Genomic DNA, 15,253 nt, shown 5'->3' with positions numbered 1-15,253 from the left:
GGGCGTCTTTCCTCGGGCGCCCGCCCGCGCTAAGAGAGCGCGAAAGGAGCCGCCATGCTGAAGATCCGTATCATCCCCTGTCTCGACGTGGCCGAGGGGCGCGTGGTCAAGGGGGTCAATTTCGTCAATCTCGTCGATGCGGGCGATCCGGTCGAGGCCGCCAAGGCCTATGACGCGGCCGGGGCGGACGAGCTTTGTTTCCTCGACATCCATGCCACCCACGAGAATCGCGGCACCATGTTCGATGTCGTGCGCCGGACGGCCGAGCAGTGTTTCATGCCGCTGACCGTCGGCGGCGGGGTGCGGACGGTCGATGATGTGCGGGCGCTGCTGCTGGCGGGGGCCGACAAGGTTAGCTTCAATTCGGCGGCGGTGGCCGACCCCGACGTGGTGCATCAGGCGGCAGACCAGTTCGGCAGCCAGTGCATCGTGGTCGCCATCGACGCCAAGACCGTGAGCCCCGGCAAGTGGGAGATCTTCACCCATGGCGGGCGCAAGCCCACCGGCATCGACGCGGTCGACTTCGCAAGGACCGTGGTCGCCAAGGGCGCGGGCGAGATCCTGCTGACCAGCATGGACCGGGACGGGACGCGGGCGGGCTTCAACCTGCCGCTGACCCGCGCGATTTCCGATGCGGTGGATGTGCCGGTCATCGCTTCGGGCGGAGTCGGCACGCTTGATCATCTGGTCGAAGGGGTCACCGAAGGCGGGGCAAGCGCGGTTCTGGCCGCCTCGATCTTCCATTTCGGCGAATTCACCATCGGCGAGGCCAAGGCCCATATGGCCGCCGCCGGCATCCCCGTGAGGCTGACATGACCGGATCCGAGCTCGAGGCGCTGGCGCGCCTTGCCACCACCGTCGAGGCGCGCAAGGGCGCCGATCCCGACACGTCCTGGACCGCCAAATTGTTCTCGAAGGGGCCCGAGAAATGCGCCGAGAAATTCGGCGAGGAGGCGGTCGAGGCGATCATCGAGGCGGTCCGGGGCGACCGTGCCCGGCTGACCGCCGAGGCGGCGGATGTGGTCTATCACCTGCTGGTGATGCTGGCGGCCCGCGACGTGAGCCTGGCCGATGTCGCGGCCGAGCTGGCGCGGCGCGAGGGCGTCAGCGGGATCGCCGAGAAGGCATCGCGCTGAGCTTTGCCCGGGGGCGGGCGCATGGGCGCGACCCCAAGCCGCGCTTGCCTGTACCCGCGCGCGGTGCCACTTTCCGGCGCATGGACAAGGACAGCAAACAGCCTTCGACAGGGCGGATCGCCTGGGGCGTGGGCATCGCGGTGACGCTGGTCACCCTTCTCATGACCGACTGGGGCTATCTCACGGCGGGCCCGGTCCATACCGTGAGCTCGATCGCGGCGGCGGTCTTCTTCGGCTTTCTGGCGGCGCAGAGCGCGATCTTCGGGATCGAGTTCCGCGAGAAGCGGCGCCGGGAAAAGGACTGAGCAGAAGGCGGGAGCCCGGGCGGGCGGTCAGACGCCGCTCTTCTTGCGCTCGCTTTTCGAATAATTGCTGAAATGGCCTTCCTTCTTGGCGAGGCTTCTAGCCCCCTTCAGGAGCTTTGCGCTTTCGCCCGAAGCGGCCACGCGCGACAGCAGGCGTTTGACCTCGGGGCTGCCGCAATCGGGGCAGGCGGGGGCGCTGTCGTCGCTGAGGCTGCGCAGAAGCTCGAATTCGGCCTCGCAGGCGGTGCAGCGGTAATTGTAGATCGGCATTCTCGAGTCCTCTTGCGCGCGCGTTTCGGGGCCCCTCCATCCTGACGGCTTCGCGGTCCGGGTCAATCCGCAGCGGTGCCGCGCCCCCCTTCAGCCCCGCTCGGCGCAGAGATCGGCCGCCTGCGCCCCGGCGACAGCCAGCGCATCGGCCGGGGCCAGCGCCACCATCAGCCCGCGGCGGCCGCCGTTCAGCACGATTTCGGGCACATTCAGCGCGCCTGCCTCGAAGGCCAGCGGCGCGCGGCGCTTCTGGCCGAAGGGGCTGATGCCGCCGGTATGAAAGCCGGTCAGCCGTTCGGCCTTGTCGGGCGGCATCATCTGGGCCGATTTGGCGCCGAAGGCCGCGGCCACCTTCTTCATCGACAGCGTGCGGTCCGACGGGATCACCGCGCAGGCGGGCTTGCCGTCGATCTCGACCATCAGGGTCTTGAGCACACGGCCCGGCTCGGCGCCGATGGCTTCGGCCGCGTGCAGCCCGATCCGGTCCTGCCCGGCGACATAGTCGTATTCGATGGGTCGGAACGCGACGCCCGCGCGTTTCAGCGCCTGCGTCGCGGGGGTGGCGGTGCTCACGCCCCCGCCTTCAACCCGGCAAAGACCTCGGTCAGCGCGGCCTCGAGCTTTTCGAACATCTCGTCCATCTGCGGCTCGGTCAGGATGAAGGGCGGGCACAGCACGATGGACTGGCCCAGCGGCCGGCAGATCAGCCCGTGATCGGTGCAGGTATTGGCGATCCGCTCGCTGACCGAGAGGTTGGAGGGGAAGGGCGTCCTGGTCGGCTTGTCGGCGACGGCTTCGAGCGCGCCCATCAGCCCCTTGCCGCGAAACTCGCCAATATTGGGGTTCTCGGCCAGCCGCGTCATGCCCTCTTCGAACCGCGGCGTCAGGCGGCGGACATTGTCCAGCAGACCCTCGTTCAGGATGACGTCGATGGCCTTCAGCGCGATGGCGCAGCCGACCGGGTGGCCCGAGGCAGTAAAGCCGTGCGGAAATTCCTCGACCGCCTCGGAGGCCGCGTGCAGCCGGTCCGCCAGCTCGGGGCCGAGGATCACGGCGCCCATCGGGAAATAGCCCGCCGTCAGCGCCTTCGACGAGATGATGGCGTCGGGCACGAAGTCGTAGGTCTCGCAGCCCCAGACGGCGCCGGTGCGCCCGAAGCCGCAGATCACCTCGTCCGAGATCAGCGGGATGCCGTGTTTCTTCAGGATCGGCTGGATCGCCTGGAAATAGCCCGCCGAGGGTGGGATCACGCCGCCCGCGCCCATGACGGGCTCGGCGAAGAACCCGGCGATGGTCTCGGCGCCCTCGCGCGCGATGACCTCTTCCAGTTCGGCCGCCATGCGGGCGGTGAACTGGGCCTCGGTCTCGCCGGGCTGGCCCTCGCGCCAGTAATGCGGGCAGGTCAGGTGGATGAAATCGGGCAGCGGCAGGCCGAACAGTTCATTATAGGGCTTGCCGGTCATCGAGGCCGAGACCGCCGTCACGCCGTGATAGGCGTTCTTGCGGGTCAGGATCTTGCGGCGCTGGGGCTGGTCCTCGGCGCGGGCCAGGAACCACAGCATCTTGACCAGCGTATCGTTCGCCTCGGACCCGGAGTTGGTGTAGAAGACCCGGCCGCGATCATAGGGCGAGACCTCGATCAGTTTCTCGCTCAGCATCACGGTCTGGTCGGACATCCGCCCGAAGAAGGCGTGATAGCCCGGGAAGCGGTCGTATTGCGCCTTGGCGGCGGCGGCGAGCCCGGCATGATCGAAGCCCGCGACCATGTTCCAGAGCCCCGAATTGCTGTCGAGATAGCGCCGGCCTTCGGTGTCGATCACATAAGGCCCTTCGCCATGGGTCAGCACCACCGTGCCGCGCGCCTTGATCGAGGGCAGATCGGTAAAGCCGTAGAAACTGGACGATTCGGCGCGGGCTTCCCAGCTGTTCGGGGCGGTATCGGGCATCTTGGGCTCCTTGGGGCGGTGGCGGGCAGAGGCTAGCGCCGCGCCGGTCCGGGTGCAATCGGGCTTTGGCGCGGGGCGGCTCAGCGCAGCCCGGTCCGGGCGATCTGGGTCGCAAGCTCGCGCAGCGCCGCGCCGCGCGCCGCCGCGATTTCGGCGGGACCGGCGGGGGCGGCGATCGGAACGGCGATCGCGAAGGGTGCGGCCCGGTTCCGCCCGCCGGCATCGGGGGCCACGAAGAACTGGCCGGTCAGGCGGAAGGTCCCGTCGGGCTCGGCCAGCATGTCGGCCACGCGGATCTCGAGCGTGGCCTGGGCACGGTCGAAGAAGGGCCAGGGCTCTGCCGCGACCTGGGCGCCGGTCATCTGCGCCAGCAGGCGCGCCAGATCCTGGGTGATGGCGCGGGTCGGGTCGTCGGCCCAAAGCACGTCCGAGGACGAGGTCAGCGCGCCGCTGGCGCTGCGGCTGTAGATTTCCTCGGACGCGGCATAGGTCGGCAATGACACCTCGCGGATCGCAACGCTGCGCCAGGCGACGGGCAGGTGCGGCCCGGCGACGGCCGTGTCCGGCACGGTATAGCGGTCGGGGCTGCCGCTGCAGGCGGCCAGCGCCAGGGCGGAGGGAACGAGGGCGGCAAGAAGCAGGTGCGGTTTCATGTCAGCGTCCGAACAGGATCGAGTTGGGGTTGCGTTCCAGCGCCCGCGACAGCGTCGTCACGGCCTGGGCGGCGCGCTGGATCTCGCGGAGTGCGGCGTCGATCTCGCGGCCCATCCCGCGCGAGGCGTCATAGCCCTCGATGGTGGCCGAGGCCTGACCCAGAATGCGCTGGGCGCGGTCCAGCAGGTCGGGCAGATCGCGCGCGGCTGTCGAGATGTCGTCGGCGGCCGACCGCGCCGAGGCGAGCGTGGCATTGGCATTGCCGACGATGCCGCCCTCGCGCAGCTCGGCCAGCATCGCGGCCAGTTCGCGCAGGGCGGCGGAAAGATCGGCCGGCAGATCGCGCGCCTGATCGGTGTCGATCAGCCGGTCGGTGCTGTCGAGCAGCGCCGAGATCCGGTCGGCCAGCTCATTCAGCGGCAGGGTCGCGGCCTGATCGGCCACCGCGTTCAGCCGCGCCACCAGATCGGGCAGCCCGGCGGCGGCGGTGTCGATGCTTTGCGCCGCCCCGGCGGCCGCGTCGAGCGCGCCGGTCAGGCGGGTCGCGGCATCGGCCTCGGCCAGCTGACGGGTCAGCGTCTCGATGGCGGCGACGGCCCCGTCGATGCGGCCGGGCAGGGCCTGCATCTCGTCCGAGCCGACGATGCCGCGCGCCTCGCCGACCAGCGCCTTGACCTCGCCCGGCACGGCGCGGATCTCGTCGCTGCCGGCCAGGGTGCTGACGCTGTTCAGCGCGTCGATGGCGCTTTGCATCAGGTCCTCGATGGGCAGGTCGTTGATGCGGTTGTAAAGCCCCTCGGCGGTGGCGGAGACGTCGGAAATGTCGCTCGCGGTAGTCGGGATCACCGGGTTCGGATCGGCGTCGCGGTCGATCTCGGCCGGTGCGTTTTCGGCGGTCTCGACCAGTTCCACCTTGAGCCCGCCGGTCAGGATCGAGGCGGTCACCAGCCGTGCCCGCAGCCCCTCGCGCACCCGGCCCGCGAGATAGTCGAGCGCGTCCTCGGGCGTGGCGCTTTGGGCGATGCCCAGTCGCGAGGGCTGGATCGCCAGCGTCGCCGACAGCCGCACCCGGTCGTCACCGAAGCGCGCGGCATCGACGATGCCGTTCAGCGACGTGACGCGGCCGATCCTGAGCCCGCCCAGCGTCACCGGTGCATCGACCGAAAGCCCTTCGACATTCTCCTCGAAATAGGCGGTCAGGGTCAGCGCGGTGCCCTCGTCGGCGGCAAAGACGCTGGCCCGGGCGCTGGATTCGTCAGGATAGACCTCGAACCGGGTCTCGGGCTCGACCTCGCGCCCGCCCGACACCACGCTCTGGAAGGTGACGCCGCCCGAGACCAGCGCGGCGACGGACGAGAAATCGACCCGCGCGCCGCCGGGCCCGAGCGAGAAGGAAAAGCCCGAACTGTCCCAGAACCGGGTCGAGGTCGAGATCAGCCGGTCATGCGGGGCGAAGACGATGGCATCGGCCTCGACGGTCGAGCCGTCCTGGCTGACCTCGGCCTTGCCGATCCGGCCGACCTCGATGCCGCGATAGAGGATCGGCGCCTCTTCGGTCAGCCCGGCATCGCTGGCGGCGCGCAGCCGCAGCCTGAGGCCCGGGCGGCCCTCGCGGTTCAGGGGGGCCGCGTTCTTGCCCTGGTGGCGTTCGACAAAGCCGTCGGGCCGGTCGTCCCAGATGCCTTGAATGAAGACCCCCGACAGCACGGTCGACAGCCCGGTCACGCCGCGCGCGCTGACCTCGGGCTGGACCACCCAGAAATCGGCACTGTCATCGACATAGGGCGCAACAGCCTTGTCGAGCCGGACCGAGACCAGCACCTCGCCGAGACTGTCGGTAAAGCCGACCTTCTCGACGACACCCACGGTCACGTCGCGGTAATGCAGCTCGGTCTCGCCCGCCTTGATGCCCGAGGCGGTTTCGAAGGTCAGCTCCAGCAGCGGCCCGCGTTCGGCATAGCTGTGCCAGGCCACGCCCAGCGCGATGGCCAAGGCCGCCGCCGGGATCACCCAGACGATGGAAATGCGGTCCAGCAGGCTGCGGCCGGCCGGTTCGACCGGGGTTTCGGGAGGAAGATCGGTCATGCCAGGCGGCTCCGGGGGGCGGGGGACGGATCGGGGCCGTCCCAAAGCAGGCGACTGTCGAAGCTTTGCGCCGACAGCATGGTGGCGATCACCGAGACCGCGAAGAACAGGCTGGCGGGGCCGGGACTGATCGAGACCACGGCGCCGAGCTGCACCAGCGCCGAGAGAATGGCGACGACGAACACGTCGATCATCGACCAGCGGCCGATATATTCCACCACCTCGTAAAGCTGCTGGCGCCGGGTGCGGCTGACGTGGCTGCCATGCGCGACGCTGAGCGCGAGCCCCGCCACCGCGAGGAACTTGCCGATCGGGATCAGCACCGAGGCCGTCAGGATCACCGCGGCGATGCCCCAGCTGCCGTGGCCGGCGATCTCGACCGCGCCGCCGACGATGGTGTTGTCCTGGGTGCTGACGAGGGTCCGGGTTTCCAGCATCGGGTAGAGGTTCGCCGGCACATAGGCGATCAGCCCGAGGCTCCACCAGGCCCAGACCCGCTGCAGCGACAGCGGTTCGCGCGGGTGCAGCCACTGGCCGCAGCGCGCGCAGCTTCGGGTGCCCGCAGGCCAGACCCGGGTGCAGCGGGTGCAGGCCACAAGGCCCATGTCGCGCGCGCTTTTCACTTCTCCAGAGACGTCCATACCGAATACCTGCACATGAAGGTGTCCTGCACCACGATCAGGATGACAAGGGCCGAGAACATCCAGAAGGCCGGGCCGAATTCGACCTGGGCCAGGTCCGAGATCTTGACCAGCGCAACCGCGCAGCCGATGGCGAAGACCTCGGCCATCGACCAGGGGCGCAACGCCTCGGACAGCCGGAAGGCGGCGCGGGCATGGCGCGCGGGGGGCCGGTCAAGCACGATGGGCGTCAGCACGTACAGGATCAGCAATGCCCGCAGCACCGGCACGAAGACGATCAGCGCGGCCACCGCCAGCGTCAGCGCCATCAGCATCGGCCGGGCGCTGAAGGCCAGGGCCGCGCCCAGAACCGAGGTCGCGTTGCTCATGCCGCCCGCCTCGACCCTGAGAAAGGGCGTCAGCGTCGCGGCCCCGATCAGCACCACCACCGCCAGCGCCACCGCGATCAACCGTTGTCCGGCCTGTCGGTGCGGGGCGATCAGCACCGTGTGACAGCGCGCACAGACCGCCCGCGCGCGGGGGGCGGGCTGTACGGCCCGGTAGACCGCGTCGCACTGGGGGCAGGCAATCAGCGAGGCAAGGTCGGCGTCCGGGACACTGCCCGCGACACAGGCCTCGGCTCGGCCCTCGACACGCGTGGAAGCGAGGCCTGACCCCGCGCCGGGGGCTGAGGCCCTCGGGTCTGAGGGTGTATCGCTCATGCAGTCACGTCGCGGCCTTTGAATCGATGTCAGAGCATAGTCCTGTGCCGCGCCTATTCCAGCGTCTTGTCCCGTGCGTACTGTCCGGCGGACCTCCGTCGCGGTTTCGGCGAGGGGCCGAATTGTGGCAGGTGGGTCGGACCTGACAGCGCTTCAGGGCGCCTTTTGCGGGTCGTTTCGAGGCGTCTGGCAAACAATCCGGGCGAGGCACTGTGGATCGTTCCTGCCTCGGGAACCAATGGCCCGACCAATTCCTTAATAAATCACGAACCCGGCCACATTCTGATCCACGGCCGGCCCTAGACTGAGGATATCGCACAGACAGCGTCCTGCGAGGGGAGCGCCAATGGTCGGGAAAACCTTGTTTTTCCTGTGGGTATTTCTGTTGTCTCTGGCGCAGACCGCCCTGGCCCAGAAGGCCGGGGTCGGCGCCTGGGAGAACAGCCGCTACACCACGATCCACTGGGTCGAGGATCAGCCCGCGCTGGGCTGGTACTACACCTGGCGGACCGACCAGCTTTGGACCGACGGGCGCATCTCGCGCACCGTCGAATTCGTGCCGATGATCCATTCCGAAAGCGATCTCGCCAAGCCGATCACGTCGGACCGCCCGGTGCGGGCGCTGATGGCATTCAACGAACCCGACGGCAAGGGGCCGCATCAGGGCGGGCTGTCGGTCGAGCGCGCGCTGGCGCTCTGGCCGCGCGTCGAGGCCAAGGGGCGCGGCCTGCGGATTGGCAGCCCGGCGACCACCCAGGCCGAAACGCTCGGGCCGGGCTCGTGGCAGCGCCGGTTCATGACCGAGGCCGAGCGGCGCGGCTATCGCATCGACTTCATGGCGGTGCATTACTATTCCACCGACGGCGATGTCGCGGCCTTCCGGCGCTGGCTGCAGGCGGTCCACCGCGAATACCGCCGTCCGATCTGGGTCACCGAATACGCCCTTGTCGACTGGGACCGGCCCGGCGCCGTCAGCTACGGGCAAAGTGCGGCCTTCTTCGAACGGGCGGCGAAGATGATGGACGGTCTGCCCTTCGTCGAACGGCACGCCTGGTTTGCCGCCAATCCCTATCCCTGGCAGGGCACGGTTCCGAAGATCAATCTTGTCGACGATTGGATGCAGCCGACGCCCATGGGCGAAACCTTCCGGCGCGTGCTGTCCGAGCTTGGCGGCCGCGAGATCGCCTCGGCCGACTGACCCTTTTCCTTCTGCAAGCGCGACAAGGGCGGGTCTTCAGAACCCGCCGCCGGGGTCTTTGGAGCAGTCGCGCGGGGAGGGTGTCACCGGGGATGACCGAAATTTCGACATTGGATGAAACTTTCCGCTCCTGATGCGGTTATGCTGCAAGTGCATTCGTCATTTTCAGGAGCCAGATATGATCCCATCGCCCGTGCGGACAGCCATTTTTCCCGTGGCCGGGCTTGGAACCCGCTTTCTTCCCGCCACCAAGGCGACGCCCAAGGAATTGTTGCCGGTGATCGACACCCCGCTGATCCAGTTTGCCATCGACGAGGCGCGCGAGGCCGGGGTGGAACGCATGGTGTTCGTCAGCCATCCCTCGAAAACGGCGATCGAGCGTCACGTGCGGGCCGATGCCGACCTGATCGAGACGCTGCGGGCGCGCGGCAAGGCGCGGATCGCCGAGGCGCTGGAGGCGGCGGCGCTGGACGAGGAAGAACATGAGGTCGAATTCACCATGCAGCACGAACAGCGCGGCTTGGGCCATGCGGTGCTATGCGCGCGCGATCTGGTGCTGCCCGGACCGGTCGCGGTTCTGCTGCCCGACGATCTGATCCTGTCCAAGCCGGGCTGCCTGGCCCAGATGGTCGAGGCCTACGGGCGTACCGGCGCAGGGCATATGGTGGCGGCTATGGATGTGACGCCGGAAACCGTGTCGCGCTATGGCGTGCTCGACCCGGTGGGGCAGGAGGGGGCGATCACCCGCGCCCGCGGCATGGTCGAGAAGCCCGCCGCCGAGGAGGCGCCCTCGCTGAAGGCGGTGGTCGGGCGCTATATCCTCGATCCGGCGATCTTTGAAACACTGGCAAGCCAAGGCCCCGGCGCCCATGACGAGATCCAGCTGACCGATGCCATTGCCCGCGACACCGAACGTCTGGGGCTGGCGGGCTTTGCCTTTTCGGGGCGTCGCTACGATTGCGGGTCGAAGGCGGGGATGCTGGAGGCGACGCTTGCGGTGGCCAGCCGCGATCCGGACTATGCCGAGGTGCTGGCCGAGTGGCGGGCCGAGGCGGCGCTGCCGATCGCGGCCGAATAACCCCCGAGCCATCGGATCGAGAAAAAAGGGGCCGCCCGGACAGGCGGCCCCTTTTTCGTTTTCCCATGCGCCGATGGCGCGGTGTTGCGGCTCAGACCCGGCCGGCCAGCAGCGGCAGCGCCATCGCGCGGGAATAGTTGCGCGCCTCGGCCAGCGCGATGTCATAGGTTTCGCGCACCTTGGCCACATCGGGATTGGCGGCGGTCAGTTCGTCCTGCACTTCGGTCCAGGCGGCGCGCTGGGCCGCGACCACGTCGTCGGAGAAGCTGCGGAACTCGACGCCCTGGGCTTTCAGTTCGGCCATCGACTTGGCGTTGAAATGGTCGAACTGCGCCTGCACCTCGTAGGCTGCGGTCAGCGCCGCGCTTTCGCAGATCGCCTGCAGGTCGGGGGGCAGTTCGGCCCAGGCATCCTTGTTGAACACCACCGACAGCCCGGCGCCTGGTTCGGTGAAGGCGGGCAGGTAGCAGATATCGGCGATCTTCTGCAGCCCGAACGCCTGATCGAGATAGGGGGCCACCCATTCCGCAGCGTCGATGGCGCCCGATTGCAGCGCCTGGAAGATCTCGGGCGGGGGCATCAGCACGGCGTTCACGCCGAGCTTGCGGTAGACCTCGCCCGCCAGGCCCGCGACGCGCATGTTCAGACCCTTCAGGTCCTCGACGCTGTCGATGGGTTTCTTGAACCAGCCGGCCGACTGGGTGTTCGAGTTGCCCGAATAGATCGGCTTGAGGTTGCGCTGGGCATAGATCTCGTCCCAGACCTCCTGCCCGCCGCCCCAGCGCAGCCAGGCCATCTGCTCGGTCGAGGTCATGCCGAAGGGCACGCCGGTGAACCAGTGCAGCGCGGGGTTCTTGCCCGCGGCGTAATAGGTGGGGCCATGGCCGACCGGGGCATTCCCCGCCTGAACCGCATCCTCGACGCCGAAGGCCGGAACCAGTTCGCCCGCGCCATAGACGGTAAAGCTCAGCCGTCCGTCCGACATCGCGGCGACGCGCTCGGCGAAATTGGTGACGTTGGTGCCGACACCCGGTGCCATCTTGGGAAAGGCGGTGGGCAGTTTCCAGTGGATCTTGCCGGAGGCAAGCGCCGGGCTGGCCAGCGTGCCTGCCGCCGCGACCCCGGCGCCGGTCTTCAGGAAGGTTCTGCGGTGCATGATGTCCTCTTGCGTTGCGCTTACCGGAATATCGCCTGCGGCAGCCAGGTCGCAAGCTCGGGCAGCGCGACCAGAACGCCCAGCGCCACCAGTTGCAGCAGCACGAAGGGCACCACGCCGCGATAGGTGTCGAGCGTGGTGATGTCGGGCGGCGCGACCGAGCGGAAATAGAACAGCGCGAAGCCGAAGGGCGGGGTGAGGAACGAGGTCTGCAGGTTCATGGCGATCAGGATCGCGAACCAGACCGGAGAGATGTCGGAGCCGAGGATCGGCGGGCCCAGCAGCGGGACCACGATGTAGATGATCTCGACCGCCTCGAGGATGAAGCCCAGCAGGAAGATCACCGCCATCACCAGGAAGATCGCGGTCATGCCGCCGCCGGGCAGGCTGGCCATCAGCTCCTCGACCAGATGATCGCCGCCGAAGCCGCGGAACACCAGCGACAGCAGCGAGGCCGCGACCACGATGCCGAAGACCATGCCCGAGATGCGCACGGTGTCGGTCAGCGCTCCCTGCAAGAGGCCCGCCCGCCAGGTTCGCAGCGCTGCCATCAGCGTGCCCGCCGCGATCAGCGCGGCCGCGGCCAGCGCCAGCAGGCCGGGCAGGGTGCCCAGCGCGGCGCGGCCGAGCCCGGCCATGCCCATGCCGACCAGCACCAGCGCGGCCAACCCCGCCGAGGCGATCAGCCAGCGCCCGACGCGGCTGCCCTTGGCGGCTTGTGCGGCCATCAGCAGTGCGCCGACGGCGCCAAGCCCCGCGGCCTCGGTTGTGGTGGCGACGCCCGCGAGGATCGAGCCCAGAACCGCCAGGATCAGCAGGATCGGCGGCAGGAAGGTGAACAGGATCTCGGAGGCAGCGACCGGTTCGCGCGGAGCGCGCGGCTCGGGCGCTGGGCCAAGCCGCAGGGCGACATAGACGGCATAGATCGCGACCAGCATCAGCCCGGGGATCAGCGCGCCTGCGAAGAGATCGCCGACCGACACCGGATCGGGCGCGAAATTGCCTGCGGCCTGCTGCGCCTCGAGATAGACATTGCCGATCTGGTCGCCCAGCAGCACCAGGATGATCGAGGGGGGGATCACCTGCCCGAGCGTGCCGGAGGCGCAGATCAGCCCCGCCGCCAGCCGCTTGTCGATGCCGGCCTGGCGCATCGCGGGCAGCGAGATCAGCACCAGCATCACCACCGTCGCGCCGATGATGCCCGTCGAGGCCGCGATCAGCGTCGAGAAGGCCAGCACGCTCAGCCCCATGCCGCGCGGCGAGCCCCGGGTCAGTTTGCCCAGCACGCCCAGCATCCGCTCGGCCAGCTGGGCGCGTTCCAGCAGCACCCCCATCAGCACGAACAGCGGCACCGCCATCAGCAGCCGGTTCGACATCACTCCCCAGACGCGGCCCGGGAAGAAGTTGAGGAAACTCAGATCGAACAGCCCGAAAACCGAGGCGATCAGCGCGGTGATCAGCGGCACGCCCGCGATGGCCAGCATCGCCGGGATGCCGCTGAGAATGCCGCCGAACAGCCCCAGCAGCAGGACCAGCAGGGCGCCCTCTTCACCGGTCATAGGGTTTCCTGCACGTCTTTGCGGTGGTCGGCCGGTTTCAGGATCATGGCGAGGCCCTGCAGGATCATCAGCGCCGAAGCCAGCGGCAGAGCGGTCTTGACGATATAGACGCCGCCAAGTCCTCCGGTTTCCACGGCACCTTCGCGGATCGACCAGGAATAGGACAGGTCCGGCCAGAACGCCCGGATCATCAGCCCGAAGACCGGGATCAGGAAGACCAGCACGGCGAGGATGTCGGCGATGCGGATGTAGCGGGGCGAAAGCCGTTCGGAAATGACCTCGACCCGGACATGGCCACCGCGCGCCAGGGTGACCGGAATGGCGAAGACCAGAAGGCTGGCAAAGGCATAGTCGGCCGCGTTCTGAAACTGGATCGACCCGGTGCCGAAGCCGTAGCGCAGGATCACGATGGCCAGCGTCGCCCCGGTCAGAAACAGCGCCGCCGCGACGCAATAGGCCAGCGCGGCCCTGTCGAGCCAGTGGCAGAACTTGAGATAGGCGGATATGGGGCCGGCGCGTGTCATTGGTCAGGGGCATTGCCACAGTCCGGCCCGATCCGCAATTGGACATCTGGACAAGAGGTTGCCCCCCGGCCGCCCCCGGGCCGCCCCCGAACGGCCCCGAACTGTCCCCATGTGCCCGCGATCCTGCCCCGGGATCTGCACGCCGGGACAATATACCGTCTGGCGGCGGACAGTCGATGCGCTATGCTGCATCGCCGCACAAGCCAGGCAGGACCGAGCAGCACAGGAGAGCGCGATGGCGACCAGGATAGTGGTTCTTGGGGGCGGTTTCGGGGGCATGTACACGGCCCGCGCGCTGCGCCGCCGGTTCGGGCGCAAGGCCGAGATCGAGGTCATCAACGCCCAGAACTATTTTGTCTTCCAACCGCTTCTGCCCGAGGTGGCGGGGGGCTCGATCACGCCCGCGCATGCGGTCTCGCCGCTGCGCTTCGTGCTCGATGGGGTGTTCGTGCGCAAGGCCGTCGTCGACAGCGTCGATTTCGAGCGCAAGGTGGTGACCGTCTTCCAGGGCATCCAGCGCCGTCCGACCGAGGTGCCCTATGACCATCTGGTGATCGCGCTGGGGCAAGGCACCGATTTCTCGCGCATGCCGGGGCTCGAGGAACACGCGCTGAAGATGAAGACGCTCGAAGACGCGCGGCGGCTGCGCGGCCATATCATCGAGCAGCTCGAACATGCGCAGGTCACCGAACTCCCCGACACCAAGCGCGGCGCGCTGACCTTCACCGTGGTCGGCGGCGGGTTCTCGGGGGTCGAGACGGTCGGCGAGATGAAGGAGATGATCGACCGCTCGCTGCGCTTCTATCCCAAGATCGACCCGTCAGAGGTACGGGTGCAGCTGATCGAGTTCGCGCCGCGCATCCTCAACGAGATGCCCGAGCCGCTGGCCGATTACGCGGTCAAGCATCTGGAACGCCACGGCATCGAGATCAAGCTGAGGACCGGCGTCAAGAGCGCGACCCACCGCCAGCTTGTGACCTCGGATGGCGAGGTGATCGACACCCGCACCATCGTCGCCACCATCGGCAACGCGCCCCTGCCGGTCGTGCAGCGGATGGGCCTGCCGCTTGACAAGGGGCGGATCCCGGTCGACCGGACCTTGCGGGTCGCGGGCCACGAAAACGTCTGGGCGCTGGGCGATTGCGCGCTGATCCCGCTGAAGGAGGGCGCCTCCGAGCGGACCGACTTCGCCCCGCCGACCGCGCAATTCGCGGTGCGCGAGGCCAAGCGGATCGCCGCGAACATTTCTGCCGCCGTCCGGGGGCGCGAGCTGAAGCCCTTCGCCTATGCCTCGCGCGGGGCGCTGGCCTCTCTGGGCGCCAAGCGGGGCGTGGCCACTGTCTTCGGCCACAACATCACCGGCTTTCCCGCCTGGTTCATCTGGCGGTCCTATTATCTGGCGCTCTTGCCCGGGATCGGCACCCGCATCCGGGTGATGATCAACTGGTCGCTCGACATGCTGGGGGCGCGCAGCCTGGTCCAGCTGAAATTCTACGAAAAACCGCCGCTGCGCTATGTCTATTACCGCGCGGGCGACCGGATCTACAACGCGGGCGACCGGTCGGACGGCTTCTATACGGTGATCTCGGGTTCGGTCGAGATGGAGCGGCCCGATCCGGAGACCGGCGAGACGGCGCTCCGCGTCATCGGCCCGGGCGGGCATTTCGGCGAGCGGCTGATCCTCGGGGCCACCCGTCGCAAGACGACCGTGCGCGCCCGGGAGGATTGCAAGGTCCTGGTGATGAACCGCGAGGAGTTCCTGATGCTGGCCGAGGGCTTTTCGGCTTTCCGCGAGTATTTCCGGCCCTACATGGAGAAACGCGGCGTGACGCTTCCCGGAGGGGATGAAGACTTGGGCAGATAGGCCGCTCCCCGTCCGAAAAGACAGCTTGGCAAGACGGCGCCGCCCCCGAAGGGTACTGCGGGGCGGTCCCCCGAGACCCCCGGGGCGAGCGCCTGTGTTTACAGGACGGATAAAACCGTCTTTGCTGCCGGACAGT

General features: G+C 68.3%; 16 protein-coding genes. 6 read left to right on the top strand and 10 right to left on the bottom strand.

Annotated features, from left to right (window positions below; all coding sequences use genetic code 11):
- Positions 1 to 54 precede the first annotated feature (54 nt).
- The 3 genes from hisF to C8N38_RS03875 all read left to right on the top strand — a co-directional run bounded on the left by hisF (position 55) and on the right by C8N38_RS03875 (position 1,441).
- Entirely contained in the window at positions 55 to 816 is a 762-nt protein-coding gene (hisF, locus tag C8N38_RS03885) for an imidazole glycerol phosphate synthase subunit HisF (protein ID WP_108024122.1), read from the top strand.
- On the top strand, positions 813 to 1,136 hold the full coding sequence (locus tag C8N38_RS03880; RefSeq protein ID WP_075788310.1) for a phosphoribosyl-ATP diphosphatase: 324 nt from the start codon (positions 813 to 815) through the stop codon (positions 1,134 to 1,136). The genes hisF and C8N38_RS03880 overlap by 4 nt, the downstream gene beginning before the upstream one ends.
- 80 nt (positions 1,137 to 1,216) lie before the next feature.
- Positions 1,217 to 1,441 (top strand): hypothetical protein, encoded by a 225-nt coding sequence (locus C8N38_RS03875; protein ID WP_042463027.1) that lies wholly within the window; start codon positions 1,217 to 1,219, stop codon positions 1,439 to 1,441.
- Between the two features lie 27 nt (positions 1,442 to 1,468).
- On the opposite strand, the gene C8N38_RS03870 is transcribed toward C8N38_RS03875, so the two are convergent.
- From C8N38_RS03870 to C8N38_RS03840, 7 genes are all read right to left on the bottom strand, one after another.
- Complete coding sequence (locus tag C8N38_RS03870; RefSeq protein WP_108024120.1) at positions 1,469 to 1,711, bottom strand: FmdB family zinc ribbon protein; 243 nt, start codon at positions 1,709 to 1,711, stop codon at positions 1,469 to 1,471.
- Positions 1,712 to 1,801: 90 nt separating this feature from the next.
- Entirely contained in the window at positions 1,802 to 2,284 is a 483-nt protein-coding gene (locus tag C8N38_RS03865; RefSeq protein WP_042463024.1) for an aminoacyl-tRNA deacylase, read from the bottom strand.
- The gene (locus C8N38_RS03860; RefSeq protein WP_108024118.1) at positions 2,281 to 3,657 is read right to left on the bottom strand and encodes an aminotransferase; all 1,377 of its coding nucleotides are present in this window, start codon (positions 3,655 to 3,657) and stop codon (positions 2,281 to 2,283) included. Before C8N38_RS03860 ends, C8N38_RS03865 begins: the two co-directional genes overlap by 4 nt.
- Positions 3,658 to 3,737: 80 nt before the next feature.
- On the bottom strand, positions 3,738 to 4,310 hold the full coding sequence (locus C8N38_RS03855) for a PqiC family protein (protein ID WP_108024116.1): 573 nt from the start codon (positions 4,308 to 4,310) through the stop codon (positions 3,738 to 3,740).
- Position 4,311: 1 nt separating this feature from the next.
- Positions 4,312 to 6,396, bottom strand: a complete 2,085-nt coding sequence (locus tag C8N38_RS03850; RefSeq protein WP_108024114.1) for an MlaD family protein — start codon at positions 6,394 to 6,396, stop codon at positions 4,312 to 4,314.
- Positions 6,393 to 7,037 (bottom strand): paraquat-inducible protein A, encoded by a 645-nt coding sequence (locus C8N38_RS03845; protein ID WP_245895500.1) that lies wholly within the window; start codon positions 7,035 to 7,037, stop codon positions 6,393 to 6,395. Before C8N38_RS03845 ends, C8N38_RS03850 begins: the two co-directional genes overlap by 4 nt.
- Positions 7,016 to 7,609 carry a paraquat-inducible protein A gene (locus tag C8N38_RS03840; protein WP_245895512.1) on the bottom strand — a complete coding sequence of 198 codons (594 nt, stop codon included), beginning with the start codon at positions 7,607 to 7,609 and terminating at the stop codon, positions 7,016 to 7,018. The genes C8N38_RS03845 and C8N38_RS03840 overlap by 22 nt, the downstream gene beginning before the upstream one ends.
- A gap of 475 nt (positions 7,610 to 8,084) precedes the next feature.
- Between C8N38_RS03840 and C8N38_RS03835 the strand changes: the two genes are divergently transcribed.
- Together C8N38_RS03835 and C8N38_RS03830 are read left to right on the top strand one after the other, a co-directional pair.
- Positions 8,085 to 8,936 carry a glycosyl hydrolase gene (locus C8N38_RS03835; protein WP_108024108.1) on the top strand — a complete coding sequence of 284 codons (852 nt, stop codon included), beginning with the start codon at positions 8,085 to 8,087 and terminating at the stop codon, positions 8,934 to 8,936.
- A gap of 178 nt (positions 8,937 to 9,114) precedes the next feature.
- The gene (locus C8N38_RS03830) at positions 9,115 to 10,014 is read left to right on the top strand and encodes a UTP--glucose-1-phosphate uridylyltransferase (protein ID WP_108024106.1); all 900 of its coding nucleotides are present in this window, start codon (positions 9,115 to 9,117) and stop codon (positions 10,012 to 10,014) included.
- A 91-nt stretch (positions 10,015 to 10,105) separates the two neighbouring features.
- On the opposite strand, the gene C8N38_RS03825 is transcribed toward C8N38_RS03830, so the two are convergent.
- The 3 genes from C8N38_RS03825 to C8N38_RS03815 are packed head-to-tail and all read right to left on the bottom strand — an operon-like array spanning position 10,106 to position 13,253.
- Positions 10,106 to 11,170 carry a TRAP transporter substrate-binding protein gene (locus tag C8N38_RS03825; RefSeq protein ID WP_108024104.1) on the bottom strand — a complete coding sequence of 355 codons (1,065 nt, stop codon included), beginning with the start codon at positions 11,168 to 11,170 and terminating at the stop codon, positions 10,106 to 10,108.
- Positions 11,171 to 11,190: 20 nt separating this feature from the next.
- On the bottom strand, positions 11,191 to 12,729 hold the full coding sequence (locus C8N38_RS03820; RefSeq protein ID WP_108024103.1) for a TRAP transporter large permease: 1,539 nt from the start codon (positions 12,727 to 12,729) through the stop codon (positions 11,191 to 11,193).
- Positions 12,726 to 13,253, bottom strand: coding sequence for a TRAP transporter small permease subunit (locus tag C8N38_RS03815; protein ID WP_108024101.1), 528 nt, complete (start codon positions 13,251 to 13,253; stop codon positions 12,726 to 12,728). The genes C8N38_RS03820 and C8N38_RS03815 overlap by 4 nt, the downstream gene beginning before the upstream one ends.
- Before the next feature lie 235 nt (positions 13,254 to 13,488).
- Between C8N38_RS03815 and C8N38_RS03810 the strand changes: the two genes are divergently transcribed.
- Positions 13,489 to 15,117 (top strand): FAD-dependent oxidoreductase, encoded by a 1,629-nt coding sequence (locus tag C8N38_RS03810; RefSeq protein ID WP_108024099.1) that lies wholly within the window; start codon positions 13,489 to 13,491, stop codon positions 15,115 to 15,117.
- Positions 15,118 to 15,253 lie beyond the last annotated feature (136 nt).

The sequence above is a fragment of the Rhodovulum kholense genome, assembly GCF_003053725.1.
Classification (GTDB): Bacteria; Pseudomonadota; Alphaproteobacteria; order Rhodobacterales; family Rhodobacteraceae; genus Rhodovulum; species Rhodovulum kholense.
Note: the sequence above shows the minus strand (reverse complement) of the source record. Positions and strands in the feature narration are given on the sequence as shown.

Excerpts from the sequence above, each read along its gene's own strand:
- C8N38_RS03855 (WP_108024116.1), bottom strand. The coding sequence starts at position 4,310 with ATGAAACCGCACCTGCTTCTTGCCGCCCTCGTTCCCTCCGCCCTGGCG.
- C8N38_RS03825 (WP_108024104.1), bottom strand. The coding sequence starts at position 11,170 with ATGCACCGCAGAACCTTCCTGAAGACCGGCGCCGGGGTCGCGGCGGCA.
- C8N38_RS03875 (WP_042463027.1), top strand. The coding sequence starts at position 1,217 with ATGGACAAGGACAGCAAACAGCCTTCGACAGGGCGGATCGCCTGGGGC.
- C8N38_RS03860 (WP_108024118.1), bottom strand. The coding sequence starts at position 3,657 with ATGCCCGATACCGCCCCGAACAGCTGGGAAGCCCGCGCCGAATCGTCC.
- hisF (WP_108024122.1), top strand. The coding sequence starts at position 55 with ATGCTGAAGATCCGTATCATCCCCTGTCTCGACGTGGCCGAGGGGCGC.
- C8N38_RS03815 (WP_108024101.1), bottom strand. The coding sequence starts at position 13,253 with ATGACACGCGCCGGCCCCATATCCGCCTATCTCAAGTTCTGCCACTGG.
- C8N38_RS03870 (WP_108024120.1), bottom strand. The coding sequence starts at position 1,711 with ATGCCGATCTACAATTACCGCTGCACCGCCTGCGAGGCCGAATTCGAG.
- C8N38_RS03880 (WP_075788310.1), top strand. The coding sequence starts at position 813 with ATGACCGGATCCGAGCTCGAGGCGCTGGCGCGCCTTGCCACCACCGTC.
- C8N38_RS03820 (WP_108024103.1), bottom strand. The coding sequence starts at position 12,729 with ATGACCGGTGAAGAGGGCGCCCTGCTGGTCCTGCTGCTGGGGCTGTTC.
- C8N38_RS03830 (WP_108024106.1), top strand. The coding sequence starts at position 9,115 with ATGATCCCATCGCCCGTGCGGACAGCCATTTTTCCCGTGGCCGGGCTT.
- C8N38_RS03850 (WP_108024114.1), bottom strand. The coding sequence starts at position 6,396 with ATGACCGATCTTCCTCCCGAAACCCCGGTCGAACCGGCCGGCCGCAGC.
- C8N38_RS03845 (WP_245895500.1), bottom strand. The coding sequence starts at position 7,037 with ATGGACGTCTCTGGAGAAGTGAAAAGCGCGCGCGACATGGGCCTTGTG.
- C8N38_RS03810 (WP_108024099.1), top strand. The coding sequence starts at position 13,489 with ATGGCGACCAGGATAGTGGTTCTTGGGGGCGGTTTCGGGGGCATGTAC.
- C8N38_RS03835 (WP_108024108.1), top strand. The coding sequence starts at position 8,085 with ATGGTCGGGAAAACCTTGTTTTTCCTGTGGGTATTTCTGTTGTCTCTG.